Source organism: Chroococcidiopsis sp. CCNUC1 (assembly GCF_023546805.1).
In the GTDB taxonomy this organism is placed as follows: Bacteria; Cyanobacteriota; Cyanobacteriia; order Cyanobacteriales; family Chroococcidiopsidaceae; genus Chroococcidiopsis; species Chroococcidiopsis thermalis.
In genome coordinates, this window is record NZ_CP097480.1 from 3,908,930 (window position 1) to 3,926,261 (window position 17,332).

Annotated in this window: 14 protein-coding genes; 7 read left to right on the forward strand and 7 right to left on the reverse strand. The window is 44.9% G+C overall.

What is annotated here, in order from left to right; all coding sequences use genetic code 11:
• Positions 1-71 precede the first annotated feature (71 nt).
• Both M5J74_RS18215 and rimO read right to left on the reverse strand, forming a co-directional pair.
• Positions 72-1,520 carry a DEAD/DEAH box helicase gene (locus M5J74_RS18215; RefSeq protein WP_015155494.1) on the reverse strand — a complete coding sequence of 483 codons (1,449 nt, stop codon included), beginning with the start codon at positions 1,518-1,520 and terminating at the stop codon, positions 72-74.
• A 70-nt stretch (positions 1,521-1,590) separates the two neighbouring features.
• Positions 1,591-2,910 carry a 30S ribosomal protein S12 methylthiotransferase RimO gene (gene rimO, locus M5J74_RS18220; protein ID WP_015155495.1) on the reverse strand — a complete coding sequence of 440 codons (1,320 nt, stop codon included), beginning with the start codon at positions 2,908-2,910 and terminating at the stop codon, positions 1,591-1,593.
• Between the two features lie 343 nt (positions 2,911-3,253).
• Here rimO and btpA point away from each other — a divergent pair, with 343 nt between their 5' ends.
• The 4 genes from btpA to M5J74_RS18240 all read left to right on the forward strand — a co-directional run bounded on the left by btpA (position 3,254) and on the right by M5J74_RS18240 (position 8,266).
• Positions 3,254-4,090: a photosystem I biogenesis protein BtpA gene (gene btpA, locus M5J74_RS18225; RefSeq protein ID WP_106217441.1), complete on the forward strand. Its 837-nt coding sequence runs from the start codon at positions 3,254-3,256 to the stop codon at positions 4,088-4,090.
• A 328-nt stretch (positions 4,091-4,418) separates the two neighbouring features.
• Positions 4,419-5,405, forward strand: coding sequence for a vitamin K epoxide reductase family protein (locus M5J74_RS18230; protein WP_015155497.1), 987 nt, complete (start codon positions 4,419-4,421; stop codon positions 5,403-5,405).
• A gap of 94 nt (positions 5,406-5,499) precedes the next feature.
• Positions 5,500-7,641 (forward strand): CHASE2 domain-containing protein, encoded by a 2,142-nt coding sequence (locus M5J74_RS18235; protein WP_250012682.1) that lies wholly within the window; start codon positions 5,500-5,502, stop codon positions 7,639-7,641.
• A 394-nt stretch (positions 7,642-8,035) separates the two neighbouring features.
• Entirely contained in the window at positions 8,036-8,266 is a 231-nt protein-coding gene (locus tag M5J74_RS18240; protein WP_015155499.1) for a hypothetical protein, read from the forward strand.
• A 12-nt stretch (positions 8,267-8,278) separates the two neighbouring features.
• Here M5J74_RS18240 and nadB read toward each other — a convergent pair whose 3' ends face one another.
• From nadB to M5J74_RS18255, 3 genes are all read right to left on the reverse strand, one after another.
• Positions 8,279-9,997 (reverse strand): L-aspartate oxidase, encoded by a 1,719-nt coding sequence (gene nadB / locus M5J74_RS18245; protein ID WP_041462515.1) that lies wholly within the window; start codon positions 9,995-9,997, stop codon positions 8,279-8,281.
• Positions 9,998-10,178: 181 nt separating this feature from the next.
• Positions 10,179-10,619: a photosystem II complex extrinsic protein PsbU gene (psbU, locus tag M5J74_RS18250; RefSeq protein ID WP_181245407.1), complete on the reverse strand. Its 441-nt coding sequence runs from the start codon at positions 10,617-10,619 to the stop codon at positions 10,179-10,181.
• Positions 10,620-10,734: 115 nt separating this feature from the next.
• On the reverse strand, positions 10,735-11,517 hold the full coding sequence (locus M5J74_RS18255) for a DUF3120 domain-containing protein (protein ID WP_015155502.1): 783 nt from the start codon (positions 11,515-11,517) through the stop codon (positions 10,735-10,737).
• Positions 11,518-11,878: 361 nt separating this feature from the next.
• Here M5J74_RS18255 and M5J74_RS18260 point away from each other — a divergent pair, with 361 nt between their 5' ends.
• The 3 genes from M5J74_RS18260 (at position 11,879) to M5J74_RS18270 (ending at position 15,206) form a co-directional block, all read left to right on the forward strand.
• The gene (locus tag M5J74_RS18260; RefSeq protein WP_015155503.1) at positions 11,879-12,148 is read left to right on the forward strand and encodes a hypothetical protein; all 270 of its coding nucleotides are present in this window, start codon (positions 11,879-11,881) and stop codon (positions 12,146-12,148) included.
• A gap of 252 nt (positions 12,149-12,400) precedes the next feature.
• Positions 12,401-13,429, forward strand: coding sequence for a CHAD domain-containing protein (locus tag M5J74_RS18265; protein WP_106217439.1), 1,029 nt, complete (start codon positions 12,401-12,403; stop codon positions 13,427-13,429).
• 154 nt (positions 13,430-13,583) lie between these two features.
• Positions 13,584-15,206, forward strand: a complete 1,623-nt coding sequence (locus tag M5J74_RS18270; RefSeq protein WP_250012684.1) for a hypothetical protein — start codon at positions 13,584-13,586, stop codon at positions 15,204-15,206.
• Positions 15,207-15,225: 19 nt separating this feature from the next.
• Here M5J74_RS18270 and M5J74_RS18275 read toward each other — a convergent pair whose 3' ends face one another.
• Together M5J74_RS18275 and M5J74_RS18280 are read right to left on the reverse strand one after the other, a co-directional pair.
• A complete protein-coding gene (locus M5J74_RS18275) occupies positions 15,226-16,221 on the reverse strand; it encodes a carboxylesterase (protein ID WP_041463235.1) in 996 nt (331 codons plus the stop codon).
• A gap of 71 nt (positions 16,222-16,292) precedes the next feature.
• Positions 16,293-17,252, reverse strand: a complete 960-nt coding sequence (locus M5J74_RS18280) for a phosphate/phosphite/phosphonate ABC transporter substrate-binding protein (protein WP_250012685.1) — start codon at positions 17,250-17,252, stop codon at positions 16,293-16,295.
• Positions 17,253-17,332: the final 80 nt, after the last annotated feature.

A 17,332-nucleotide genomic window follows, 5' to 3' on the forward strand; every position in this document is an offset into this window, starting at 1 on the left:
TTGAATTTCTCCCTTGTCCTCCTTGTCTCCCTTGTCCTCCTTGTCTCTCTTATCTTTAAAAACCCTATGCTCTAGTTTTCTCGTGCCGTGCGCAGTTTGGGTTTAGCAACTGAGCGCTTGTCTGAGCTGGAAAACTCTTTTTCTCCGTTGCGATCGCGTTTGGCTAAACGAGGCTTGGGAGTGGAGCGCTTTTCGTCTGCTATGTCGTCTTCAGCGGAGTCGAGCCACGCTGGACGGGTTTTGTCATAAGCCATTTGTAAAGCGGCTGCGGCGATCGCGTGTGCGTCGTATTCTTCACTCAGTTCGCGCACGATTGGCAAGAAGGAGGCTAATCTTTCCCCAGAGAGAACTTCCCGCAGTTGTTCTTGCAGTTTTTCAATTTGCCGCGCTTCGATTTGCGCTTTGGTGGGGACGTAGCTAACTTTCAAGCTTTGGCGAACGTGACGTTCGATCTGCTGCTGTTTGCGGCGATCGAACGGTTGGATGAGGGAAATTGCCGTGCCTTCTTTTCCGGCTCTACCCGTGCGTCCGATCCGATGAACGTAAGTTTCTACGCTGTCAGGTAAATCGTAGTTAATAACGTGAGTTAAATGATCTACGTCTAAACCGCGTGCGGCGATGTCTGTTGCAATCACCCACCGTACTTGCTTGTTGCGGAACCGCGATAGCAGGCGCTCCCGTGCTTGTTGGGTTAAATCGCCGTGATATTCGTCGGCGCTATAACCCGATGCTTGCAGTTGACTGGTGAGATCTGCTGCTGTTTTGCGAGTTTTGACAAATATGATTGCAGATTCTGGGTCTTCCAATTCTAAAATTGGCTGCAATGCTCTTGCTTTTGTCCAATGACGCGGTACGAGGTAAGCGACTTGACTAATTTTAGTAGGAGCAGCTTTTGGCTGGTCTACCGTAACTGTGACGGGCGAGTGTAAAAACTTCCCGACTAACATCTGAATTGCGCTTGGCATTGTTGCCGAAAACAAAGCTGTTTGTCGCTCTTTTGGTGCGGAAGCAAGAATTTTTTCCACATCATCAATGAAACCCATGCTCAGCATTTCATCGGCTTCGTCAAGTACGACAAATTTCACTTTATCTAGCTTAAGATTGCCGCGATCGAGCAAGTCAATCACTCGCCCTGGCGTACCAACCACAATTTGTACGCCGCGATTGAGCTGCTGAATTTGGCGTTCAATTGATTGCCCGCCGTAGATAGCTAGAATGCGGCTTTCATTTCGATCTACAAAGCTTTTCATTGCTTGGCAGACTTGTACTGCTAATTCCCTCGTAGGAGTGAGAATCAGCGCTTGTACTGCCTTACTTTGATGGTCGATTTGCTCTAGAATCGGCAAAGAAAATGCGGCTGTTTTACCCGTACCTGTTTGAGATTTACCAACGACATCGCGCCCTGCTAATAATTGGGGGATTGCCTGTACTTGTATATTGGTTGGTGTAGTGAATCCAATTTTTTCTAATTGTTGAATACGGCTTTCTGAAAGACCTAAGCTTTCAAAGGATAAATTCATTTAAGCTCCTAAACTACTCTGTTTTTTCTACTTTTGTTATCGATTGTTATCGATCGATAGCTATGCGCTATTAGCTACTCACAACCTCACCCTTGAGATCGTATGGCTCAGCCTCGGTAATTTTGACTGGCACGATTGAACCTAACCTAGCTACACCTTTGACGTAGACTAAACCATCTACTTCTGGTGAAAACCGAGCTGAACGTCCGATATATTCTCCAGTTTCAGGATTTTCTTGCTCGATTAAAACATCCACAACTTTGCCTTCTTGCGCCTGATTTCTCTGCCAAGAAATCGGTTGCTGGAGTGCCATTAAAGCATCTCGTCTTGCATCCATAATTTCTTGAGGAATTTGATTCGGCAGGCTGTAAGCTGGAGTTTCCTCTTCTGGAGAAAATGTAAACACACCCACATGGTCAAATTCGTGGCGTTCGACAAACTGCATCAGATGCTCGAAGTGCGCGTCTGTCTCGCCAGGAAATCCTACTATAAATGTTGTCCGTACAACTGCCTCTGGGATTGCCGTTTTAATCCGTTCGATAATACTGTCATTGACCCGACCTTGCCAAGGGCGGTTCATCGCACGGAGAATTTCAGGATGGGAGTGTTGTAAGGGTAGGTCTAAATACGGTAAGACATTTGGCGTGGCTCGAATTGCCTCGATGACTTTCGGTGTCAACCCTGTTGGATAAGCATAATGCATCCGAATCCAAGGAACATCGACTTTACCTAAAGCAACTAACAGTTCCGCTAATTTTGGTTCGCCGTACAAGTCTACACCATAATTAGTGGTAATTTGGGAAATCAAGATAATTTCCTGTACCCCTTGAGCAGCGAGTTGCTTTGCTTCTGCCACAATCGATTCGATCGAGCGCGATCTTTGATTTCCCCTTAAGTGAGGAATAATGCAAAAAGCGCAACGGTAATCGCATCCTTCTGCCACCCGCAGGTATGCAACTCCTTCTGTCGTCGTGCGATAGCGAGGTGTAGTTTCGTCAGCGATATATGTTGGTTCGGGCGAGACAAGCTTTACTTTTTCTCCCTTTTCTACCCGCTCAATTACGTTTACAATTTGGTGATAGTCTCCCGTACCGATCGCGGCTACCGCTTCTGGGATCTCTTCTAGCAGTTGTTCCTGAAAGTGCTGCGCCATGCAGCCCATAATGACAATTTTTTTATTTGCTTCTGCTAGCTCGACTATAGTACGAACCGATTCTTGACGCGCTGCTTGAATAAAGCTACAAGTATTGACGACAACATAATCAGCTAGTTCTTCGTCGTTATCGACTTCGTATCCAGCTTGAACGAGGAGTCCGATCGTGTGTTCCGTATCTATTCGATTTTTCTCGCAGCCTAGATGAGAAAATGCAATTGTTGGCTTTTTGCCCATGAAATCAATTTAAGTGTAAGTAGAGACAGGGTTTTTCAGTCGTTCTATTGTAGCGATCGCTTCCAAAACGGCTTATCCGTTTGATGCTACACCCCTATGGCTCTCTGCTCACCGGATGCGGTCAATGCAATCGCTCAACCTATGCAATCTATATAGTAGCGTAATGAATGAAAATTTACAATATTTTACAAAAATTATGCGGTAACTAGTGGTTAGTGACTAGTGACTAGATTCTTCAAATCACTAGCCACTAGTCACTAACCACTGATAACTGATAACTGAAAGAAGTTATGATTTGTCTTAGCCTACTTCTAAATAAGTGCGTCCGAAGTATTGTAAAGACGTGGATCTGAATCAGACATTTAAAACCGATCGCCCTATCATTGGAGTCGTACATTTATTACCCCTGCCTACCTCGGCTCGCTGGGGTGGAAGTTTAGCTACTGTCATTGACAGGGCAGAACAGGAAGCTACAGCTTTAGCTTCTGGTGGAGTAGATGGAATTATTGTCGAAAATTTTTTTGACGCACCGTTTGTTAAAGAGCGAGTCGATCCAGCAGTCGTCAGCGCCATGACACTGATCGTACAGCGGCTCAAACAGCTAGTAACTCTACCGATCGGACTGAACGTATTGCGAAATGACGCTCATAGTGGATTAGCGATCGCCAGTTGCGTGCAGGCACAATTCATTCGTGTTAACGTCTTGACAGGCGTAATGGCAACAGATCAAGGCATTATTGAAGGACAAGCTCACAGCCTTTTGCGCTATCGGCGAGAACTTGGTAGCGATGTCAAAATCTTTGCGGACGTATTGGTAAAGCACGCTCGTCCTCTCAGTTCTACCAATTTAACCAATGCCGTACAAGACACGATCGAGCGGGGACTAGCCGACGCAGTGATTCTGTCTGGTTGGGCAACGGGTAACCCGCCCAACTTAGAAGACCTAGAACTGGCGACAGCAGCAGCCAACGGCACGCCAGTTTTTATTGGCAGTGGTGCGGATTGGGAAAATATTTCTACTTTAATGCCAGCCGCAGATGGAGTGATTGTTTCTAGTTCTCTCAAACGTCACGGACGACGGGAACAGCCAGTCGATCCGATTCGCGTCAGCCAGTTTGTCGAAGCCGCACGTCGTAGTTTTACAAAAGTAGCTAGTTTGAAGGGAGTCGGGAGTCGGTAGGGGCGGGTTTCTAAACCCGCCCGTACGGGAGTCGGGAATAAGTGGTGAGTGGGGAGAATTCGGAATTGGTGATTTGGAATTGGTGATTTGGAATTGGTGATTTGGTAATGGGTAATGGGTAATGGGTAATTGGTGGTTGTTGGTTGTTGCACCTGAAGCTCACCTGCACACAAAGCCCACCTGCCCCTCTGCCCCTCTGCTCCCTACTCCCTGCTCCCTACTATGTAACGGAGTTGTGATATTGCCCAAGGGTCGTAAAAAGGTTCCGTTATGATTGACAAAGCTAATAATTAGTTGTCATTTATTAATTATCATTTGTCATTTGTTTATGATACGCCGACGTTCTACACCTTGGATTCATCGCTGGTCTCGCCCCGCGATCGCTGCGATCGCCGGAGTGGGGGCGCTGGTCACGGCATACTTAACTATAGAAAAGTTGATGGGACGCACGCCTGGATGTCTCGCTAGCGCGGGTGCTGAGGCGAGTTCTAGCTGCGCGGATGTCCTTTCAAGTCCTTGGGCAACTGTATTTGGCTTACCTTTGGCTTTATTCGGTTGTTTGGCTTATACGAGTATGGTCGTGTTTGCCCTGACTCCCCTAGCAGTTAATCCAACTCAAAATAAAGCACTCCGCTCTCAGTTGGAGAATGTGACGTGGATGCTGCTATTAGCAGGGGCGATCGCCATGTCCGTTTTTAGCGGCTACTTAATGTACGTGTTATTTGCTAAAATCAACGCCTTTTGCTTGTACTGTATTGCCTCGGCGCTCTTCTCGGTTAGTATGCTAACCCTGACACTATTAGGTCGCTCCTGGGAAGACGTAGGGCAAATATTATTTACAGCATTGATAGTAGGAATGGTCACGCTAGTTGGTACGCTTGCCGTTTATGCGGACGTAGAAAAACCAAATGATACTACTACTGCACAACAAGTCCAGCTAGAGCCTGCGGGAGATCCCATCCCAGGAGTTGGTTGGCAGATTACAACGACTTCTGGAGAATCAGAAATCGCACTGGCAAAACATCTCAAAGAGATTGGAGCTAAAGAATACATCGCTTGGTGGTGTCCCCACTGTCACGAACAAAAGCAACTATTTGGCAAAGAAGCCTACAGTTATATCAACCATATTGAGTGCGCTCCCCCTAAAGCCAAGAAGCTAGCACCCGAATGCGAAGCAGCCAAGATTCAAAGTTTTCCCACTTGGGAGATTAACGGTAAACAATATGCAGGTGTGAAGTCTTTGAAGGAATTAGCAGAAATTTCAGGCTATAAAGGACAGACGAATTTCAAGAACTTTCCGAATGCATTTCAGTAGTTAGTTATTAGTGACTAGTGACTCGTGACTAGTCACTAGAACAAAACTCAGAATTTAGCCACTCACCCCTCACTCCTCACTCCTTAACCCTCCTTTGCTATCTCGTAAACAGCGAGTTTGGATTACAATTTTTAGCGCTGCTATTTGCTTGTTGCTACGCTTCAGTGGTTTACTACAGCCTTTGGAGTGGGCGGCTTTAGATCGGTTTTTTCGCCTGCGTCCTTGGGAAGCGCAAGACACTAGGATTGCAATTGTGGCGATCGATGAGGCAGATTTACAGCAAGTCGGGCAGTGGCCCTTACCAGATCGGGTAGTTGCCGAATTGTTGCAAAAAGTGAGTGTTGCCAAGCCTCGCGCTATAGGTTTAGATATCTATCGCGACTTGCCCGTACCTCCAGGTCAGCAGGAATTGCGCCAAGCTTTGACGATCGTTGACAATTTAATCGGTATAGAACAACTGGGCGATCGCTCTAGAGTCGCCCCATCGCCCTTTTTGGATCGACTTGATCGCGTTGGTTTTAACAATGTTGTCTTAGATGCTGATGGTAGGGTGAGGCGAGGGTTGCTGTACTGGTCTACACCTACAAAACTACATGAAAGCTTCGATTTGAAATTAGCTTTAACGTACCTGCAAGCAGAAGCGATCGCGTCCCTATCAATCGATAAGAATTTTCAGGCGTTGCATTTGGGTCAAGCCGTGTTTCACCGCTTTCAGCCTCACGATGGCGGTTATGTCGGTGCTGATGCTGGTGGATATCAAATCCTCGCTAACTTTCGTCATCCCAGCACGAATTTTCTCCGAGTGTCGATGAGTGACGTACTGGCTGAGCGAGTACCAGCAGAAACATTTCGCGATCGCATTGTCATTATCGGTTCTACTGCCCCTAGCTTAAAGGATTTTTTCTATACTCCCGATAGCGCCAGTCCCCTATGGGGAGCAGCTCAACCGATTGCCGGAGTAGAACTACATGCTAATTTTGTTAGCCAAATTGTCAGCGCAGCTTTAGGAGAACGCCCCTTAATCCACGTCTGGTCGGATTTTTGGGAAAGTGCGTGGATAGTGGCTTGGATCGTGGTGGCAGCAAATCTCAGTTGCCGTTGGCAGATCGTCTATTCCACAATTTACGTGCTGCTGGCGGTTTTAGGCTTAATTAGTATTACTTATCTTGCTTTTTTTCAAGGTTGGTGGCTGCCTGTTATCCCACCTTTACTGGCGCTATTTGCTGTATCCGGTCTGATGACTGCCTGTAATGCTCAGTTACAAGAGGAGTTCAAGCGCTCTAAAGATTTTTTGCAGGGGCTAATCGATACGATTCCCGATCCGATTTTTGTCAAGAATAAAAAGTATCGTTGGATCGTATTGAATGAAGCTTACTGTCGCCTGATTGGTTATCCGTTAGCAGAATTAATTGACAAGTCGGAAGTCGATTTTTTTTCTCCCCAAGAAGCAGAAGTTTTTCGCCAGCAGGACGATCTGGTTTTTCGTAGTAACATGACTATGGAACACGAAGAAGAATTTAGCGATGCCAGCGGGACGACTCATTTAATTTCTACGAAGCGATCGCTCCATCGAGATGCGGCTGGCAATCTATATCTCGTGGGTGTCATCCGAGATATCACGGCACGCAAGCGGTTGGAAGAGGAACTGAAGCGTCAGACAGCGGATTTAGTCCAATATAATACCGAGCTACAGCTTTCCGAACAAAGACTCCGCCATCTGGCTTTACACGATCCACTGACGGGTTTACCAAATCGACAGCTATTCCTCGAACATCTGAACCAGTCAATTGCTTGGGCGCAAAGCCATCAGTTGTTGGTAGGACTATTGTATATCGATCTAGATGGCTTTAAACAGGTCAATGATACTTTAGGACATGACTGGGGCGATCGCTTGTTAGTTGCTGTTTCCCAAAGACTATCTGGGTGTTTGCGTCACAGCGATATTGTTTCTCGTTTGGGTGGTGACGAATTTACCGTTATCTTGCCTGCAATTCCAGAAGTCAGCGTTGCCGAAAAAGTAGCAAATAAGATTTTGGCAACTCTGTCCGAGGTTTTTGCGCTTAACGAACAAGCTCTTTCAATTACAGCTAGTGTGGGAATTGGCGTTTATCCCCTGCATTGCAATACTATTGATAGTCTGATTAAGCAGGCTGATACTGCAATGTACCGAGCAAAGCAGCTAGGAAAAAACTGCTATCAAATAGCGGTTGCTATCTCTAGTCAAACTAATTTGTAAAGCTAATTTGTATTAACGATCGCAACACGTAAATCCTGCTAAAGACGGATTAGCTTCAATTGCCACAGAACAAGCATTTTATTTATCTCTGCTGTGAGATAGATGCAAAACTACGTTACCTTTAGCTGAAAGGGCTTTCTAGCTCTAACAACTTAACTTGAACCATCAATTTTTACTTCTCTCTTTGGAGAGACTAGTTCTTCTATCTGTAGACAGAGTGAAATTTAATTTGCGGCTGAATAAAATCATGTCTGTTCCGTAAATTGTCTGATGTGATTGTAGTAACTATAAGAGATGTCTCTACATTCTGTTTATCAATGTATAAAAATTACATAAACCAAATTAAAAACTAGTAATACTACTGAGGAAGTCAGATAAAATACGAGGTATTTAAATGCGTAGTAGTTCAGCAACAGCCATGTCCGACAGCCTCAAGAATACTATTGTTACAGTCGTACTTGGCTTGCAATTGGTTGTTTTTTGGATTACTGGCAGTGTTGATACCTTAGTCAATTTTGTAACTAGTTTCTCGGATGCTCCTCCGGCGATCGCCCAAATCAGTCAGTACCAACCACCAATCTCAATCGGTAGTCCTAGTAGAACAATCGGATCTGGTACGAGGTAAGCAAATTGGTTGTTAAGTTGCGGTCGGTTCGGATTTCCACCACTGTTCGTACTGGATCAGAGTATGAGCTTGCCAGTGAGGATCGGTATGAGGATAATCTAAGCGGTAATGTCCGCCTCGGCTTTCGGTACGAAAGGCAGCACTTTTGAGAATTAAGTAAGCAATATCAAGAAGATTGCGGGTTTCGCTCCACAGACGCAAAGACTGCTCTATCTCAAGAGAATTTGCCGGAAGATTGGCTGAAAGATCGGAAACATTGATATGGGCTGGTTGTCCAGGCGGAAGTTGAAGCAAAAACTGACTCAAGGGCAGAGTAATAAATGCTTGTTGCCACAATTGTACCTGCGCGATCGCCCGCTCTAATCCTTGCTGTTCGCGGCAGATACCCGCACTCTGCCAGACCAAACGCGGCAGTTCGTAACGGATAGCTTCAATTGTGGTTTGCTGGCTCAGCCAATCAATCTCTGACAAACTAAACGACAAAGGGTAAAGACTAAAATCCGATCCGGTGTATTCATCCTTCCTCCCTTCTACTTCATCTTTCAATAGAGCCATCTGCGCCCCAAAGACGACACACTCCAGCAAAGAATTACTTGCTAAACGATTCGCGCCGTGAACTCCCGTACTAGCTGTTTCTCCGACAGCATACAAACCAGGGATTGAAGTGCGGTTTGTTAAATCTGCGGCAATTCCTCCCATCCAGTAGTGGGCGGCGGGAGCAACTGGAATTGGCTCCTGAAAAACATCGATGCCCCAGTGCTGACACACTTGAATGATATTGGGAAACCGCTGACGAATTTTTGCCTCTGGGATCGATCGCAAATCTAACCAGACGCAGGCAGTAGCAGGATCGGCTGAGGTACGCTGCAAATGGCTGTATATGGCACGACTAACAACGTCTCTGGGTGCTAGCTCTCCTGCTGGGTGATAGTCAAAAGCAAAGCGCTTACCCGTATCATCCATTAAATGCGCTCCTTCACCGCGTACCGCTTCGCTGATTAAGAATCGGTCTGCTCCAGGTTTGGTCAGAGCAGTCGGGTGAAACTGGACGAATTCTAAGTCTCGCAGCATGGCTCCAGCCCGCCAAGCGATCGCCACGCCATCACCCGTACTCAATTTGGGGTTGGTTGTCTGGGCAAACACTTGACCTCCGCCACCTGTTGCTAGGACGACAGCACGAGCGCGCAACCAGAGAATGCGATTGCTATCAAAGAGACTAATACCTTCACAGTGTCCAGTTTGGGGGTTAAGCCACAGACTTAAAACTATGGTTTGGGGAATAACTTGAATGTTCTGGCGTTCGAGAACCCGCGCTGTCAGGGTAGCAATGACCTGGCGACCAGTAGTATCGGCGGCGTGGAGGACGCGACGACGGGAGTGAGCAGCCTCTATGGTTAATGCTAATTCGCGATCGCGACGGTCAAAGGCAACCCCCATGCCTACCAAAGATTGAATGGATTCCGGTGCTTTGTGAGCCAGAAACTCTACAGATGCGCGATCGCACAACCCAGCCCCCGCTTGTAGCGTATCTTCTACATGCAACTGAGGAGAATCATCAGCCGCGATCGCCGCAGCAATTCCACCCTGCGCCCAATCACTTGCAGACAGATTTATCGTTTCTTTTGCAATTAAACCGACGCGAAAGTGGCTTGGTAGACACAGTGCCGTGTAGAGTCCAGCGGCTCCGGCTCCTACGACTATGACATCAAAATGGTTGAGGTTTTGTAGCAAGGGTTGTTGGTTGATAGTTGATAGTTGTTGGTTGACGGTAAGTGGATAGTAGCCGGTAGAACTAGTGGCTGGATTTTTTCTAGTCACCAGTCACTAGTCACTAATAACCAATAACCGAGTAAAAAATAACCCACTCTAGAAATAGGGTGGGCTGAGGCTAAATTGTCAATTCAAAAAGGATTTATCTGTAGATGCCGTTGTTATAGCGATCGTCACCCATTGTGTAGGCAGCTTCTACATCAGTAACGGTAAAGTTACCGATATTAGCTTCTAGAGTTTGTTTTTGACGCTCGGATAGTCCAGGTAATTCCATCACATCCTCTACGTTTTCGTAGGGAGCGTTTTGAACGATTTTACGAGCTAGAGTGGGATAAAGTCCTGGGTATCTCCGAAAAGCAGCAACGTTTGTGTTATTTAAATCGATTTTCTTGCCAAAGTCTGTTGCCAGCTTCGCATCTGCTCGATTGCTCGATCGAGCCGGAGACTCTACAGCTAGGATTGGTACGGTACGCAGGCTAAAATCGCTAAGATTAGTAGCGATCGCGGGTTGGGATATGCCCAGCCATCCCAAACAACCTACCAATACACTCAAAATTGTTAATAAACGGATCAATTTTTTCACAGTTTCTCTACCTCTTTGCATCCAACTGAAATCAGCACACAGCTAGTATCAGAAACTAATATATAGCTTATTGACTACCTGAGTATCAGACAAGGCGATCGCTATCTGCAAAAATTTAAGCTAGTGCCGCAGCTAGCCAGAATAAGCTATCTACTAAAATTGTACTCAACACTGCTCCACTAAATGCCCACCAGTGAGTCTGTCGAGCGCGCAAGGACAAGACTCCCCCTGCTAGCAACACCAACACTAAGACCGCTGCCCAACTCAACCCCCAGGGGGTATACACTTGTGCCAAGGCACTGCGAAGAATTGGTGCGACTAATGTTGGTTCGACCTGTACGACTTGCTTCCAGTAAGGAATTAGATCGGCGATGTAAAAGTAGAGGTCGGTGACGACTGTACCTAATAAAGAGCCTAGATAGAAAAAATTACCGACTTTGCCCCAATTACGCCGCAAACAGACGATCGCAAACGGTAGCCCGATCGCCTCAACTGGAAGATGTAGCAGTGGTTCCCAGCGCAACCATCCCCAATAAATCGAGCCAGCTAACCAACTCCAGCTAAACCCCAAGAGAATATCGCCCCATAAATGGCTAGAAGGACGAGACATCAATACTAAACTCAGCCACACCCAAATTAGGGTTATTCCCAAACTTAGTAGTGGTAGCGATCGCACCAGCGGCGCTTCGATAAAAACTGGTACAGATACCAAAAATACAGCCGCTCCAAATGCCCACCATGTTTGCTGCTTGGCTTTTTGAGCTGAGATGGATTGTACTAGATCTAAGTTTGACGATTCTAAATTTGATGGCTGGACGATGGTATCGCTCGTTTCAGTTGAGACTGAGCGAATCGTAGGTGTGGGACTGGTGTAGGTAGGCAAAGTAGAATTAATCAATTGAATATTAAAATTTGTTACTTATTTTAATCTTATTCAATATATCACAATGTAAATCCCCCCTGGGGCATATATATACTATCTCAATAATCATTGTTTGAATAGTTGTTAGGGAGCAGGAGTTGTACGGGCGGGTTTAGCAAAGGATTCATGCCTGGGAAGAAGAAATCTTGGTTCAAAACCCGCCCCTGCACTGGTACGGGCGGGTTTTCTCGTGAATTGACTGATTTTGAATTGTATTGTCTCTTTGTTGATTTGGTACATTTGTACTATAATAATGATAGATGTTGTCGAGTTAGCTGAAGCAAAAAACGGCTTGATGGTAGCTCGATTTGATGCAAGATAAACTCAAAATTGCTCTATGACCAAGCACTATATTCTCAGCCTTAACCCCACTGCTAAGCATGACTGGGATCGGTGTATCCTGCGCGATCCAATTACTGCCAAGCGTCCAGAGATCGCAAAATTGATTGCTGAAGCTATTGGTGCGGAACCTGGTACGTATCTAGTGTCCGTCAATATTGAAGTCAAGGTTTTGGAACAAGTACCAGCTCCACAAGCAGAACAACTACCGCTTAGTGCCGTAGAGTACAATACGGAGCGCGCACAGTTGCAAGAATTAGCCGCCTAATCGAAAAGTTAGCAACCAATATTTAGCAATTGGCGTATTGCCATGAAGTGATTCAGAACGATTCAAAATTTCAAAATATAGATTTCGAGTAGCCTAGATAAGTCGCGAGCCATAAGTGAAAATACTTATTGCTTGCGGCTTTTTGCTGTTCTTTCTGTCTGAGGTGGAATCAAGGCGATCGCGACTGCGTGTTAGTATGAGAAACTCAAAAATAAGATAGAGCTATAAGGCAGATAGAGCGGGGTATAAAGTATGGCATCGTCTACATTAAGCGGCAAGAATACTTTAGGCGATCGCGCTGTGCTGGCAATTAAAAAGCACTTTGAAAAATTTCTCAAACACGAAGCAGACGTAATCGCAGATAGCGACCCAGAAGCATTGCATCAGATGCGCGTAGGAATGCGGCGCTTGCGTAGTGCGATCGCGGGTTTTGCTCCAGCCATCGACTTACCGAAACCAGTCCAAGAAAAAAAAATTGGTAAAATTGCCCGTATTCTGGGTAGTTTGCGAGATTTAGACGTACTGCGAGAATCATTAGAAAACAAATACAAACCCGCTTTACCTGCTGACGAACAAGAACAATTGGATACAGCGCTGGTTTATCTGTATAAGCGGCGGCGGAAGGTTTTTGCGAAAGTACATGAAACTTTAACAGGCGATCGCTATCAAGAACTGAAGCAGGCTTTAGAAAAATGGCTATCTCAGCCCCAACTGCAACCAATCGCCCAGATGCCAATTCAGGCGACTCTACCAGATCTACTTCTATCTGAGGTTGGTAGGCTACTGTTACACCCAAGTTGGTTAGTAGGAACCAAATTACAAGACGAACAGGTAGTAGTACAAACAGGACAAACACCAGAACAGGCAAAACAACAACTCATCGATAACGCCCCTCTTCTCCACAGTCTGCGTAAAGAAACCAAACGCGCTCGCTATCAAATGGAAGTCTTTGCCAACTTTTATGGAGCTTCTTACGAAACTTACCTTGAAGATCTCAAAGCCATTCAGAGTATTTTAGGACAATTTCAAGATAGTGCCGTACTGTCTGAGTTTTTAGCAGATGCTTTGCAATCAAAAATTGAAAAAAACATGCCAACTCTCGCTAATTTGTTAGCAGAGCATAATTACCAAGCTTGGCAACAATGGCAATCTCTACAACAGCGATATCTCAACTTGGAAAGTCGCAAAGGCTTGCACATGTCAATTTTGATGCCCACCTGGGAAAACGTCAAGAACGGGCAAACTACAGAACACGATACTATTCTCAGCCAACAGAGTTAACATTCAAAATTCAAAATTCAAAATTCAAAATTCACACCCCTTCTTCACGCACCACGCACCACTTTCTCACTAACAACCAACAACCAACAATCAACAACCAATAACAAATGACCAATGCCAGATATAATCTTTACCACGATTGGGTAAAGACGACATGGCAAAACCAGTTACAGATGATATGCGTGACTTGAAAACACCGGATGATGTCATCATTCGGGCTGAAGCACGCAAACCGGAGACAGATCCCACTCTTGGTATTGGCGTACAAGTGAATAGGGAAGGTACGCCTCGGCATCGTCTAGTCACAATTGGTGATTCTCTAACGCAAGGCTTTCAAAGTGGCGCAATTTTTAATACTCAAATTTCTTTTCCAGCTTTAATTGCGCGGGAAATGGGTTGGACTGAGTTCCGCTATCCGACTTACAATACTCCTGGCGATGGGTTGCCGTTAAATTTAGAACGGTTGGTACGAGAACTAGAACAAAAAGTAGGCGATCGCATTGATGTTTGGAATTTTATCCCAACGCTATTGTTTTTACGCAACTATTTAGACAAGTTAGAAGATTATTGGGAAAGGGGTGAAGGGACTATACTACCCTCTCAAAAAGAGATTAACCACAATTTAGGAGTTTATGGTTGGGATTTACGGAATATCCTATCTCGTAATGCAAGTAGCTGTTTGGAATTAATGAGTCGCAAGATTCCGAGAGAAGATGTTTTTCGTCAATTGGTCGATTACCATAACGAACGAGCGGCGCTGAGGGTATTAAACTCGTCAGTGCGGAGTCAAACAGGTGAGACATTAACTCCTTTGCAAGCTGCAACCACACTTGGTGCTGAGGGAACGCCAGAAAATGGCGATGCTGATGGCATTGAGACGCTAATTATGATAATTGGTAGCAATAACGCTCTCGGTAGTCTCCTCACCTTCAAGATTGCTTGGAGCGATGAAGGTTACGATGATATGGAGATCAACGATCGCTATACAATCTGGCGACCGATTCATTTTAAAGCTGAGTTAGACAAAGTTGTGGCGGAAGTTAAGCAAATTCGCGCCCGTCACGTTATTTGGGCTACAGTTCCTCACGTGACGATCGCCCCGTTTGCCCGTGGAGTAGATACTAAAATTAGAAAAGATTCTCGCTATTTCCCTTACTATACATTGCCTTGGGTTAGCGATGCAGGTTTCAATCAAGACCGACATCCAAACTTGACTGCATCAGAAGTCAGAGCGATAGACAGTGCGATCGACCAGTATAATGACTGTATTATTGATGCCGTGCGAAAAGCAAGAACAGAAGGTCGAGATTGGTATTTGTTCGATCTGGCTGGACTACTCGATCGCTTGGCACAAAGACGCTATATTGAAACTCCTAGAGCTAGACCGAGTTGGTGGAAAGAAATTGGTGGTGAATATCAGTTACCGTCACAGTTGCAAAAATTAGATCCAAAGCCAGACTCGCGCTTTTCGATCTCTGATGCTACGGGACGTAAGCAAGGTGGGTTATTTTCCCTTGATGGCATTCATCCCACAACCATTGGTTATGGCATTATGGCGCAAGAGCTAATTGCAATTATGCAAACAGCTGGCGTGGAGTTTTATGACGATCGAGGTAACTTGCGCCAAGGTAAAGTTGAAATTGATTTTCGGCAGTTAATCGATCGAGATACGCTCATTTCTAACCCGCCAAAAGCGTTTGAAAATTATTTTAAGGCAATTGGTTGGCTCGATCGATACTTGAGTGTTTTTGGAAATTTGCTGAAGTCAAACTATTAAATTGAATCCGTGCAGTAGCCTAGTCCCTCAGTTTTTCGATAGAAGTATCAATGATTCCCATAATCGTCGCCATTGCAGATGCAATTCGCCCATGCAAGTTTAGTTGTGCGATCGCAGTTGGAAAATCGACTTGTTTCAGGCGATCGCACAATGTTACCATTTCTGCCCAGGTAGCATTGCTATTAACATACGCTAAAGTCAGGGAAATCAACAGATCGACGTGTTCGTTTCCTTCTGCTTGAGTCATCATGTTATGGGGAATATCCCACACATCATCAAAACAGATATACCAAGATTTAGGTTGTAATTGAACTGCGGCGTTAAATAACTTTTCGTGTTCTCGATTTCCTACAGCGCGATCGCTTTCACTCGATACAATTAACATTGGTGCAGCCTTTTGAGTTTGGGCTTTTTCTAATACCTCCGTTCCCATATCTAAAAAAACTCGTAAAGCTGGCATGGCAAAACCATCATAACCAAAACTAGCTACTTGAGGGTCTTGCCACCATTCAAAATAGATATTAAAAATTCTGACAAATAGATCGACGACTTTATTACTTCCACTTAAATAGGGTGCAAATATTAAAGTCTTATTTATTCGATCGGGATATTCTAAAGCTAACCATGCAGCTAAAGTACTCCCACCAGACAAACCGCCAATAATAATTTCTTTGCCTCCAGATCGAGCAATTTCTAACCAATGACGACCGAATTCTTGATAAATTTGGGGATCTTCTGGTAGTGGTGGTGGATTATCTCCATTCCATTCACCTGCAATACCATGTCCTGGTAGCAAGGGAATGAGAACGTGATATCCAGCTTGATAAAATGCTTTGCCTATCAGGGCAAATTGTTCTGGAACTGCCGTAAATCCATGAAAGAAAAGACAAATTTTTTCACTATTCGGCTGGATTAAAAATTGCGAGCCAGTCGTTTCTGCTATCAATGACAGTTTGCTTTCTGTAGCTTGAACTTCACGGGCGATCGCTAATAAATTATTGGAATATTCAGACATTTTTACGATTTAGAAAAGTTACGACGATTTTCAATATTGCCAATATTTGAAATTTTGTATTCTTCTATTCGTTAGCGAATCGCTGATTTCCTTGGCGATCGCTCTTGACAAAATAAGTTGACTGGGACTTGCCAGTTAAAGTAATTTTGCGTCGATTTGAGGCAGCTAGAAACTTCTTCAGCTCTAGTGATAATTTTTCTGAGTTCGCTATAGTCAGGAATTTGACCCGCAATATATTTAGCTTTAGCTTTAATTTCTGGATTGGCGTTGAGCATGGCTATTTTGATTAATTCTCGATCGAAATTCAAAAGCCGAGGAGATAAATAAACTCCTACACCAGGAAGAGGCTGACTAATATAGATCGCTCGTAATGCTGGGTCATCTTTAATTGCGGTATACAGACCAGCACCAATATCAACTTTTCCAGTCTTAACTAAATTTATCGCTTCTCTAGGGTGATAGCCTCTACCAATTTTAAGTGTTTTGCCATATAAAACATAAATTGGGATGAGAAAAGTTGGGACTGATGCGGAACTACCTAAAGCAATTGTCGTGTTTGGTTGAATATCGGCAATAGATTTAATCTTACTATCAGCTTTCACAAATAACGCTGCTCGATCGTAAAGTGGTCGATCGGGGTACATGACAGCCACACCAATATAATTATTATCCTCAGCAGCAATAGAAAAGCCGGGAGAACCAGTAAAGGCAATATCCCAATCTTCGAGATCGAGGCGATCGCGAATTTCTGGAAAAGGCGTATTGCGATCGACGATGACCCGAACGCCTAATTGCTCCTGTAAATGGGAAGCTAAAGCCTGATAATCTTCTATTGGAGAGGTAGCACTCACTCCAATTTTCAGCGGTTGTGCCTGCAAGTCTCGATAGCAATTCGTCCAAAACCTTTTTTCCCCGACGGCGCAAGGTTGCACCCAGCGCCAGATACTCAGTATGCTACCAGCAATGACCGTGGTAGATGCAAAACCAATCAGCGACCATAGAATTATCGTTCTGCCAGGAGAGTAAGGCATCTCAGAGCAAATGTAATAAAATACACAAAGTCGATTGTTAAATTGAGTTTCCCCACAAACAGACTAAGCTTAGCCTCTCT

Excerpts from the sequence above, each read along its gene's own strand:
- M5J74_RS18215 (WP_015155494.1), bottom strand. The coding sequence starts at position 1,520 with ATGAATTTATCCTTTGAAAGCTTAGGTCTTTCAGAAAGCCGTATTCAA.
- rimO (WP_015155495.1), bottom strand. The coding sequence starts at position 2,910 with ATGGGCAAAAAGCCAACAATTGCATTTTCTCATCTAGGCTGCGAGAAA.
- M5J74_RS18230 (WP_015155497.1), top strand. The coding sequence starts at position 4,419 with ATGATACGCCGACGTTCTACACCTTGGATTCATCGCTGGTCTCGCCCC.
- M5J74_RS18240 (WP_015155499.1), top strand. The coding sequence starts at position 8,036 with ATGCGTAGTAGTTCAGCAACAGCCATGTCCGACAGCCTCAAGAATACT.
- M5J74_RS18260 (WP_015155503.1), top strand. The coding sequence starts at position 11,879 with ATGACCAAGCACTATATTCTCAGCCTTAACCCCACTGCTAAGCATGAC.
- M5J74_RS18265 (WP_106217439.1), top strand. The coding sequence starts at position 12,401 with ATGGCATCGTCTACATTAAGCGGCAAGAATACTTTAGGCGATCGCGCT.
- M5J74_RS18270 (WP_250012684.1), top strand. The coding sequence starts at position 13,584 with ATGGCAAAACCAGTTACAGATGATATGCGTGACTTGAAAACACCGGAT.
- M5J74_RS18275 (WP_041463235.1), bottom strand. The coding sequence starts at position 16,221 with ATGTCTGAATATTCCAATAATTTATTAGCGATCGCCCGTGAAGTTCAA.
- M5J74_RS18280 (WP_250012685.1), bottom strand. The coding sequence starts at position 17,252 with ATGCCTTACTCTCCTGGCAGAACGATAATTCTATGGTCGCTGATTGGT.